Source organism: bacterium (assembly GCA_040757115.1).
GTDB lineage: Bacteria > UBA9089 > CG2-30-40-21 > CG2-30-40-21 > SBAY01 > JBFLXS01.
Window position 1 is genome coordinate 1 of record JBFLYA010000133.1, and the last position, 10,440, is coordinate 10,440.

The window sequence follows — 10,440 nt, forward strand, 5'->3', positions numbered from 1 at the left end:
AGTTGAGAAGATTTTCACATCCTTAATCCCCCGCCAGCGGCGGAGAAGGGAGAGTACGTCTTTAACCTTAATGCGGGGAGGTTTCTCTTCTAACCGCACAGATCGAATAATTGTGCTGAATAGTTACATCCATGGTTAGAATTCAACCCTTTCAGGGTTGAGTAGTAAGCAGGAGTTTTTCTTCGCTCCGTAGATTTTATCTACGGTTATGTAAAAGTCAAACCTTTCAGGTTTGAGGAAATTTGCTTGTAATTTCTAACCGCACAGGTCGTAAAGTTTTGAATAATAACTGCTATAATCAGTGGCTGAACAATTACTACCCTTTGCACCCCTGCGAGTTGACAAAACCCCAGGTTTGTGATACACTTATCGGGAAATGATAATTTACATTATTAAACGATTATTACTAACCATTCCTGTTTTATTCGGGATAGCGACGATTACTTTTATCCTGATTTATGTTATCCCCGGCGACCCTACTTCAGGTATAGTTGGAGAAAGGGTCAATGCCCAAACCCTTCAACAGATACGGGAAGAAATGGGACTTGATAAACCATTCCATATTCAATATTTCTGTTATCTGAATAGAGTCATCCATGGTAATTTAGGTCGGTCTTTTTCAACTAAACAGGAAGTTACACAAACAATCATTGAGAAATTCCCAAATACCTTAAAATTGGCAATATCGGCGATGGTTATTGCTATCTTATTGGGTCTCCCAATGGGAATTTTTGCGGCGGTTACCAGAAATTCCATCTGGGATAGATTAACTATGGTTTCAGCCGTATTGGGTATTTCTACGCCGGTATTCTGGTTTGGACTACTTCTTATTTTTATCTTTTCGATTAAACTTGGCTGGCTACCAGCCTCAGGAATGGGTGATGGAGATATTCTTTATCTTATTTTACCCGCGACTACTCTGGGATTACGCTCGGTGGCTTTAATTGCCCGAATTACAAGGACATCAATATTAGAAATATTAGGAGAAGATTATATTAGAACCGCAAGGGCAAAAGGATTAAAAGAAAGTGTGGTCATATTTAAACATACCTTAAAAAATAGCCTTATCCCGATTGTGACAATTATTGGATTAGACTTTGGAAGTTATCTTAATGGTTCAGTTCTGACAGAAACAGTATTTGGCTGGCCAGGACTTGGCAGATATGCGGTTGAAGGAATTATAAAAAGGGACATACCAGTAGTGATGGGTGTTGTGCTGTTTGGGGCTTTTGTCTTTGTTATCGTTAATTTAATCGTAGATATTTTATATCATTTTCTAAATCCAAAAATCAGGGTAAAATGAAAAGGTAACTATTCACCGCAGAGGCACAGAGGACGCAGAGAAGATGAATATAAATGAATTAATCTGTAGACAAATAAATTCCAATGTAGAATTTGGAATTTAGGATTTCAAAGTATGTGCTAAAACATAGAATGAGAAGAATGGTTTTAGGTTTAGAAGAGTAAAGATTACTCTCTGCCTTTCTGTGGTGAAATATAATAAGGCTGAATAATTACATGAAAAGATTATATAAAAACAAGACAACTTTAATAGGACTAATTATAATCACTGTTTTCATTATTCTTGCTATTTGTGCACCGATAATTGCTCCGTATTCCCCTTATGAAATTAACCTGGAACAAAGGCTGAAATCTCCAGATTGTCAACATCTTTGTGGCACAGATAATCTTGGACGAGATATATTCTCGCGGATTTTATATGGTGCCCGAATTTCATTAACCGTGGGCACGATAGCGACTTTTTTAGCCATGTTTATTGGTTTTGTCTTTGGAGGTATCGGAGGTTATGTCGGTGGTAAGATAGATAAATTGATTATTGCCTTAACAGACATTATGTTAGCCTTTCCTGGGTTACTTCTGGCAATTGGAGTTTCGGTCGCAGTTGGACCAGGTTTAATTACTCTTTATATTGCTTTAGCTACCGTTGGTTGGGCAGAATTTGCCAGATTAATCAGAGGAATAATTTTATCTCTTAAAGAACAGGATTATATCGAGGCGGCAAGAGTCATTGGCGCCTCTGATGTCCGGATAATTTTAAGACATATCCTGCCAAATATCTTTCCGATAATTATCGTTGTCGCTACTTTAAGGATTGGTGGATATATTTTAAGTGAGGCATCTTTAAGTTTTCTTGGTTTAGGTGCACAACCACCGACTCCAAGTTGGGGTTCAATCGTCAGCATTGGAAGTAATTTTATCCTTACCGCACCCTGGTTTTCCATTTTCCCTGGACTGGCTATTGCAACAGTAGTGATTGGTTTCAATCTATCAGGAGACGGACTAAGAGACATTCTTGACCCAAAATTAAAGGGAAAAATTTGATAACTTTAAATATTTTTGTTGAAATTTATTCATTTTTAATGTATACTTATGTCGGGTTTCACGAAATTAAAAGTAAGGTAACCGTTCACCGCAGAGACGCAAGAGTTCGCAGAGAGGAAAATATCTTTTTTTTTCGTGTTTTTCGCGTTTTTCGGTGTTTAAAAAGGCTTAAAAACAGTTAGTCGAAAGTCCGTATTAAAAGATTAATAAACAACAAAAGACCCGCAATGCACAAAAAAAGGAAATTTCTGTTTCTGGTGAATAGATTTTAATTTTTTCTCTGCGTCTCTGTGTCTCTGCGGTGAATAGTTACAAAGTAAGTAATCGGTTAAATGGTAACTAATTATCATTCACCAGTTACCAAACTGTTGGAGGTAAAATGATGGATAAAGAATTATTAGATATTTTAGCCTGCCCCGTATGTAAAGGTGATATTACTTATGATGAGGTAAATCAGAAGTTAATCTGTAATGCCTGTGGACGCAAATACCCAATACGAGATGGAATTCCAGTGATGTTAGAGGAAGAGGCAGAATAGAGAAAGGTTGAGATTAAGGTTAAGTGGAAAAAGTCAAAGGTTCAGCAGTAACTAATCACTTTTCCTCAACCTCAAAAGGGTTCTGCAAGGAGGAGATAACTAAGAGTTAGACCTGAAATTAAATCAAATATCAAATATTAAAATGCAAAATTACAAATCAAATTTCAAAAAGGAAGGAGCATGGTTTCTCAAAGAGTTGGAGGAATTTGGTAATATCTTTGCTTCAAGTATTTTAACGCTGAAATGTAGTAGATAGTTGATAGTTTATAGTTTATAGTTGAAGGACTATACACTATAAACTATACACTATACACTATAAACTATACACTATAAACCCTAAACTATAAACGAGTTTTGCATTTTGATCTTTGGAGGAAATTGATAAGAATAAAGGTTTTAAATACCCGCTTAAAAATACAGTTTCCTGGTTTTGCAGAACTCTACAACCTCAAAATAAAGGAGACATAAAATGGCCTGGTTTAGAAAACCTAAATATACCACTATTCCGGTTATACGGAAAAAAGCCGAAGTTCCTGAGGGATTATGGATAAAGTGTAAAGAATGTGGTGAGATGATTTATAAAAAAGATTGGGAAAGTAATTTTAAGGTGTGCCCTGTGTGTCATTACCACTTTCGATTGAGTAGTCAGGAAAGAATAGCCATTACTTTAGATAAAGATAGTTTGGTGGAAGATGATGTTGATATTGCACCAATTGATTTTTTAAATTTTACTGATTCCAGGAGTTATAAAGACCGTTTAATTGAGTATCAACAAAAAACAAAACTTGAAGATGCTGTTGTGAGTGGCACCGGGACAATAAGTGGGTATAAAGTTGTTATTTGTATTTTAGATTTTAGTTTTATGGGTGGAAGTATGGGGTCAGTTGTGGGAGAGAAGATTACCCGAGCAATTGAAAAGGCTATCTCAATGAGACTGCCTTTAATTATTATCTCAAGTTCAGGTGGGGCAAGGATGCAAGAAGGGATAATGTCTTTAATGCAAATGGCTAAAACCTCAAGTGCGATTGCGAGATTAAATACCGCTGGGGGACTTTTTATCTCTGTTCTTACTGACCCGACTACTGGCGGAGTAACCGCAAGTTTTGCCTCACTTGGTGATATTATCATTGCCGAGTCAAATGCCCTAATAGGGTTTGCTGGACCGCGCGTGATTGAACAAACAATAAATCAACAACTGCCAAAGGAATTTCAACGGGCAGAGTTCTTGTTAGAACATGGGCTGGTAGATATGGTTGTCTCTCGTCAGGAGATGAAAAATACTATCACCCAGCTTTTAAAACTTTTGAGTTAGAAAAACAGAGGGCAGATACCCTATATATCTAACTTCTGACCCCTGACTCCTGATTTTAGGATTCAATGAATACCATATTTTTATCCTTTTTATCTGCCATAATTTTAATTCTGACTCTTTTTTCATTCAACTCAGGGTTTTTAGTCTATTTTGCCTTAATTCCTTTATTAATAGGGTTAAATAGATTAGCCACGCCAAAATGGGCTTTTGGGGTAGGTTTATTCACCGGGATAATTACCTTTGCCGGGCTATTTTACTGGCTTTGCCTTTTTAAAATATGGGTATTTTTAGCGATTGTTGGCATTCTTTCACTTTTTATGGCATTATTTTGTTATTTTACTAAGGTCGTCTGGAAACGAAGTAAAAATGTTTATTTAATCATTCTCTTCCCACCATTTCTCTGGATAACATTACAATATCTTTACAATAATTTTACTCCTCTTGGTTCATTTTGGGCGAATTTAGGTTATACCCAGATTAAATACCTACGACTTATTCAAATTATTGATGTTACCGGAACAGATTTCATTACTTTTTTGATTATTGGGATAAATTCCGCCCTTGCTTTTTGTTTTCATTCTGATTTTCGCAGACAGGCTTTTCGCTCAGGATTGTTATTTTCAGGATGTCTAATTCTCATCTATGGTTATAGTTTCTTTTTAAATTCGGAGAAATCGAAGGAAATAAAGGTTGCTTCTATTCAGGCTAATTTCTATCAAACCTGGCAGTGGCGAAAAACACATATTGAAGAAATTCTAACTACCTATTCCAAACTCACTAAAGAGGCAAAAAAAAGATTTAATCCTGACTTTATCCTCTGGGCTGAATATGCCATCCCCACGGATGTCATCCATCAACCTGAATATTATAAAATTATTTCTGAATTAGCCAGAGAAATAAAGACTTATTTAGTTTTGGGAAGTTTAACTTATGAAAAAGAAAGGATGTATAATATTGTTCTTGTTTTTTCACCCGAAGGGGAATTAGTCTCAAAAGTCGGCGAATATGATATTGTTCATCGGAAAATATTACCTGTCCCATTTGGAGAATCACAGATTTCCTCTGGCTATGATTATTCACCTTTTAAAACAAAATTTGGTAGATTAGGGGTAATTGTCTGTTATGAAGATACCTTCCCTCAAATTGTAACAAAGATGTCCAGGTTGGGCGCAGAATATCTATTTGTCTTAGCCAATGATGGTCATTTTAGAAATACTATTGAACCCAGATTACATGCGATGATGAGCACCTTCCGTGCCATCGAAACAAAACGCTTTATCGTTAGAGTGGCTAATACTGGCATTACCACTACCATCGACCCTTATGGCAGATGTGTTGAAGGCATTATTTACTACCCGGATAAAGATATGGCATTTAAAGATATAGAAACAACAAAAAATACTCAACAAATATTCTTGACTAAGATTAATCCATTGTCTAAATTGACCTTTTTTTCACGCTGTCAGGGGATATTCACCCTTCTTTCGTTAGTCATAACTATCGGAATGCTTTTATTAGTAGTCAGCAGACAATAACCGATTAAGTAAGATACTGTTCACTTTTAAAGAGGTCCAGCATGTTAGAACGAGTAATGTTATCCTATATCAATATTACTACCGGTCATAGAAAAGCCGCTCAGTCTATCCATAAAACATTGAATTTGATTTATCCCGGAATAGATGTTTTAGAAATTGACCCACTTGGATATTTTCACCCTAAACTTGAAAATATCATTGGAAAGATTTATTTTGAAATAATCAAGACAAATCCAGATTTCTGGGATTTTATATATGACAATGAACAGATAGTTAAATTGACGGCTAAGATTAGACAGGCACTTAACGCCTTGAATTCTACTCGATTACATAAATTATTTTCATCATTTAATCCTCAAGTTGTCATTTGTACCCATGCCCTTCCTTGTGGGATATTTTCTGCTTTAAAAAAGAAGTTAGATGACTTTTCACTAATTGGGGTAATTACAGACTTTGATATTCATAATTACTGGATTCATGAGAATGTGTCTTACTATGTTGTCTCAAATGACGAGACCGCTAAAAAACTCGAGGAAAAGAGGATTAATAAAGAAAGGATTAAGATTTTAGGTATTCCTATTGACCCGGTATTTACAGAAGATAAGGACATTTATAATTTAAAGAAAAAATATGAGTTAAAAGATGACCTGCCAACGATTTTAATTATGGGAGGTGGATTAGGATTGGGCCCGATAGACAAGATAGTTCATTGTCTCAATAAGATAAAAAATATTGATTTCCAAGTTATAGTTGTTGCAGGCACAAATAAGGAATTAGAGTTAAAACTTAGAGAAATATCCGCTACTCTACCAAAATTAACTAAGGTATTTGGTTATGTGAATTTTATAGATGAATTAATGAAAATATCGAATATCCTTATTGGCAAACCAGGGGGGCTAACCACGGCTGAAAGTTTAGCCTGTGGCTTACCAATGCTCATTGTCAATCCCATCCCGGGGCAGGAAGAAAGAAACACTCAATATCTGATTTCTCAAGGTGTGGCGATAAAAGTAAGCAATGAATTTGAAATACAAAAAACAATCCAGGAATTATTAATTACTCCAGAAAATTTACTTAAGATGCGCCAGAAAACCTCAAATATTAGCAAGCCTAAATCTGCCTTTGATATAATTAAAGTAGCTCAGGATTCTATCCTAACATAATCTCATTGTAGGGTTCTGCAAAATAGGATTTGGGGAAGACGACAAATAAATATCAAATATCAAAATGCAAAATTACAAATCAAATTTCAAAAAGGACTTCAAGTATTTTAACGTTGAAAGGAAAGAGATAATTTTACTGAACTTTGGCAAATTTGCAAATTCTCTGAAAAACTTAAAACTAAAAGCGTAAAACCAAAAACCGTTGATAGTTGATAGTTGATAGTAGATAGTTGATAGTTGAAGGACTATAGACTATAAACCATAAACTATAAACTATAAACGAGTTTTGCATTTTGCTCTTTGGAGGTAATTGATAAAAATAGAGGTTTTAAATACCTGCTTAAAAACTACAGTTTCTTGGTTTTGCAGAACCATAATAATCTCATTGAAGTGGTAGGATAGAAAAAAACGATAAAACCCCTTGTATTTTAATGAGTTTTGTGGTATACTTATTATAACCACAATGGTTAAAAAAACGTACTGTGTCAAACGGGTTAAAAAATACCTTTATACAGGCTAAAGAGTAGTATGACCATTTCTATGTCCATTTTTCGGTTCTTGATTTTTCACTTGACTTAAATAGTTTTTATATACTATAATTATCGGAGTGGGCTTTTTGTCCTAAAAAAAAGCTGAGAAGGATATTCCTATGACACTTTTCCCAAATTGCCCAAAAATCAAAATTCCTATCAGCTATCAGCAAATTCCTATCAGCAATCGAAATTTCTATCAGCTTAAGGGAAGTGGATGTATGAGTGAATCTACCATTGCGGTCTAAGAAGGAAATGAAACGAGGTTAAGTACAATATATAACATTCCGAACCCTTTGCTAACAACGACGAATAAATAATCAGTTGAACGATATGGTGAAATACAATGAGTAACGACATATCCAGTAAGGATCTAAAACTTCTATGGTCAAGAAGTGGAAATAGATGTGCATTCCCCGGATGCAATAGTCTCTTGATTAAAGATAGGACAAGAGGGGATAAGGAGGCTATTATTGGAGATATGGCTCATATTGAGGGTGAGAAACCAGGTTCAGCAAGATATAATCCTGATATGACTGAGAGAGAAAGGAGTTCGTATTCCAATCGTATTGTACTTTGTAGAAATCATCATAAAATAGTAGATGATCAACCACAAGAATATTCTGTTCAAAGATTGAAAGAGATGAAAAATAAACATGAAGAATGGATTGAAGATTCTACCGAAAAAGAAATTTTAAATATTACTTTTGCAGAATTGAGTATTGTCACAAAATATCTCATTTCTGATCAATCAGAGCCGCCTGATAGATACGACATTATACCGCCTAAGGATAAAATAAAGAAAAATATGTTATCTTCAAGAATTGAACGGTCAATAGTGAATGGGATGACACAAGTAAAGCAAGTAGCTGATTTCATTAATAAAGTTCCAGATATTGAATTCAGTGATAGACTTAAAGCAGGCTTTGTAAACGAATATAATAAATTGAAAAACATTGATGGATTTATGGGTGATGATTTATTCGATGCCCTCGTAGGTTTTGCTTCAGGAGAATCTAGTGATTTTAAACAGAAAGCTGCAGGATTAGCAGTTTTGGTATACTTATTTGAGAAATGTGAGGTGTTTGAACAATGATACTCCCAAACAAGCATATTCAAATATCAAACTCTATATTAAATCTGGGGGCAATTCTATTAGACAATATTACAACAAACCAAACTGTCAGTCTACTCTGGGACAAAGTAAGGGAATTATCTGAGGTAAGAAATTTTGAAAGATTTACTTTGGGGTTAGATTTATTATTCATTTTAGGTATTGTTGAATTGAAAGATGGAATAATTAGGAGGGTTGAAAAATGATTCATTCAATAGAGTGTGATAATCCCTCATTTAAAAAAATCGTTTTCAAAGATGGGCTTAATGTTATACTCGCTGAAAGAACTAAAGAAGCGACTATAAAAGATTCAAGAAATGGTCTTGGAAAATCTACCTTAATAGAAATAATCCATTTTTGCCTGGGTGCTGACAAGAGAGAGACATTGAAGAATCCACGGTTGGATAATTGGACATTTATACTAAATTTAGACTTGGGTGGGAAAACATATTCTATATCCCGTAATACCGCAGACAATAATAAGATAATTATTGAAGGAGATTGTTCCGATTGGAAGATTAAACCTACTATTGATGAGAAATCCAGGAAGCAAATTATTTCCAGGAATGATTGGAAGAAATGCTTAGGTATTTTAATGTTCAACCTTCAGCCGATTTATGACGAATTTGAATATGTACCGACTTTTAGAAGCTTAATTTCATACTTCATTAGACAAAATGGACAAAGAGGCGGTTTTCTTACCCCTTTTCAGCAATACAAGAGCCAACGAGAATGGGATATTCAAATCAATAATGCTTTTTTACTTAGTCTTGGTTGGGAATATGCCTCGAAACTACAAGTTATTAAAGATAGAGTAAAATTTTTGAACCATCTCAAAAAAGAAGCACAGTCTGGTTTACTTGCAAATCTTATGGGAAACATTGGAGAATTAGAAGCACTGAAAATTAGGATAGAGGCACAAGTTCAAGATGAGGACTCCCAATTAAGAAGTTTTAAGGTTCATAATCAGTATAACCAGATTGAAAGAAATGCCGATAATTTGACAAAAAATATACATGAATTAGTTAATCTGAATATGACTGATAGAATGATTCTTGAACATTATGAAGGGAGTTTGAGTGAGGAGAAGGATGCAAGAACCGACAAAATCATCAAGATTTACAAAGAGGCTGGATTAGTATTCATGGATATAGTAACAAAAAAAATCGATGAAGTTCTTGATTTCCATCGTAAAGTAGTAGCCAACAGAAAGGATTTCTTAGCAAACGAGATGGATAGAATTAGAGGCAATATTTCTCGTCGAGAAGATGAAATAAAAAAAATGACATCCCAACGAACAGAGTTAATGCAGATTTTACAAAGTCATGGTGCATTAGAGGAATTTAACGAATTACAGAAGAATCATCAGAATAGTGTCTCTCAGTTAAAGGATATATCCATAAGATTAGAAAATTTAAAGAAATTTGAACAGGGAAAGAGTGGAATATCTATTGAACAGGAACTTCTTCATCAACAGGCAAACAGAGATTTGAGTGAGAGAGAGTTTCAAAGAAGAGATGCAATTTTAACATTTAATGAAAGTTCAGAAGCACTTTATGAAGTACCTGGAACACTATCCATAGATTTTACGAAAAAAGGATTTAAATTTGGAATTAATATAGAACGTTCAGGCAGCCACGGTATAAGTAACATGAAAATTTTTTGCTATGATTTAATGTTGGCAAAATTGTGGGCAAAAAGAACGAAGACACCAATATTCTTAATTCATGACAGCAATATTTTTGATGGTGTCGATGAACGACAGAGGGCATTAGCTCTACAATTGGCAGCATCTGAATCTTCTAAACATGGATTTCAGTATATTTGTACCTTCAACTCAGACATGATTCCCCAAAAAGATTTTAGAGGCGATTTCGATTTTTCCAGTAATGTAGTCAGGAAACT

The 10,440-nt window shown here is 34.7% G+C and carries 9 protein-coding genes; all 9 read left to right on the forward strand.

The annotated features are described in order from the left end of the window. Window positions 1-376: 376 nt before the first annotated feature. A complete protein-coding gene (locus AB1422_12080; GenBank protein MEW6620050.1) occupies window positions 377-1,303 on the forward strand; it encodes an ABC transporter permease in 927 nt (308 codons plus the stop codon). 215 nt (window positions 1,304-1,518) lie between these two features. Next, a complete protein-coding gene (locus AB1422_12085) occupies window positions 1,519-2,343 on the forward strand; it encodes an ABC transporter permease (protein MEW6620051.1) in 825 nt (274 codons plus the stop codon). Window positions 2,344-2,725: 382 nt separating this feature from the next. Next, complete coding sequence (locus tag AB1422_12090) at window positions 2,726-2,881, forward strand: Trm112 family protein (GenBank protein ID MEW6620052.1); 156 nt, start codon at window positions 2,726-2,728, stop codon at window positions 2,879-2,881. 469 nt (window positions 2,882-3,350) lie between these two features. Beyond that, entirely contained in the window at window positions 3,351-4,193 is an 843-nt protein-coding gene (accD, locus tag AB1422_12095; GenBank protein MEW6620053.1) for an acetyl-CoA carboxylase, carboxyltransferase subunit beta, read from the forward strand. Between the two features lie 65 nt (window positions 4,194-4,258). Beyond that, the gene (lnt, locus tag AB1422_12100; GenBank protein MEW6620054.1) at window positions 4,259-5,728 is read left to right on the forward strand and encodes an apolipoprotein N-acyltransferase; all 1,470 of its coding nucleotides are present in this window, start codon (window positions 4,259-4,261) and stop codon (window positions 5,726-5,728) included. Between the two features lie 41 nt (window positions 5,729-5,769). Next, complete coding sequence (locus AB1422_12105; GenBank protein MEW6620055.1) at window positions 5,770-6,891, forward strand: glycosyltransferase; 1,122 nt, start codon at window positions 5,770-5,772, stop codon at window positions 6,889-6,891. 876 nt (window positions 6,892-7,767) lie between these two features. After that, window positions 7,768-8,517 carry an ABC-three component system protein gene (locus AB1422_12110; protein MEW6620056.1) on the forward strand — a complete coding sequence of 250 codons (750 nt, stop codon included), beginning with the start codon at window positions 7,768-7,770 and terminating at the stop codon, window positions 8,515-8,517. Then, window positions 8,514-8,741, forward strand: coding sequence for an ABC-three component system middle component 6 (locus tag AB1422_12115; protein ID MEW6620057.1), 228 nt, complete (start codon window positions 8,514-8,516; stop codon window positions 8,739-8,741). The genes AB1422_12110 and AB1422_12115 overlap by 4 nt, the downstream gene beginning before the upstream one ends. Next, window positions 8,738-10,440: ABC-three component system protein (locus tag AB1422_12120; protein ID MEW6620058.1), on the forward strand; the 1,703-nt coding region annotated here is incomplete at its 3' end. The genes AB1422_12115 and AB1422_12120, both read left to right, overlap by 4 nt.

Bases quoted from the DNA above. Each gene is read 5' to 3' on its own strand.
- AB1422_12080 (MEW6620050.1), top strand. From the start codon at position 377: ATGATAATTTACATTATTAAACGATTATTACTAACCATTCCTGTTTTA.
- AB1422_12085 (MEW6620051.1), top strand. From the start codon at position 1,519: ATGAAAAGATTATATAAAAACAAGACAACTTTAATAGGACTAATTATA.
- AB1422_12110 (MEW6620056.1), top strand. From the start codon at position 7,768: ATGAGTAACGACATATCCAGTAAGGATCTAAAACTTCTATGGTCAAGA.
- accD (MEW6620053.1), top strand. From the start codon at position 3,351: ATGGCCTGGTTTAGAAAACCTAAATATACCACTATTCCGGTTATACGG.
- AB1422_12105 (MEW6620055.1), top strand. From the start codon at position 5,770: ATGTTAGAACGAGTAATGTTATCCTATATCAATATTACTACCGGTCAT.
- AB1422_12090 (MEW6620052.1), top strand. From the start codon at position 2,726: ATGGATAAAGAATTATTAGATATTTTAGCCTGCCCCGTATGTAAAGGT.
- lnt (MEW6620054.1), top strand. From the start codon at position 4,259: ATGAATACCATATTTTTATCCTTTTTATCTGCCATAATTTTAATTCTG.
- AB1422_12115 (MEW6620057.1), top strand. From the start codon at position 8,514: ATGATACTCCCAAACAAGCATATTCAAATATCAAACTCTATATTAAAT.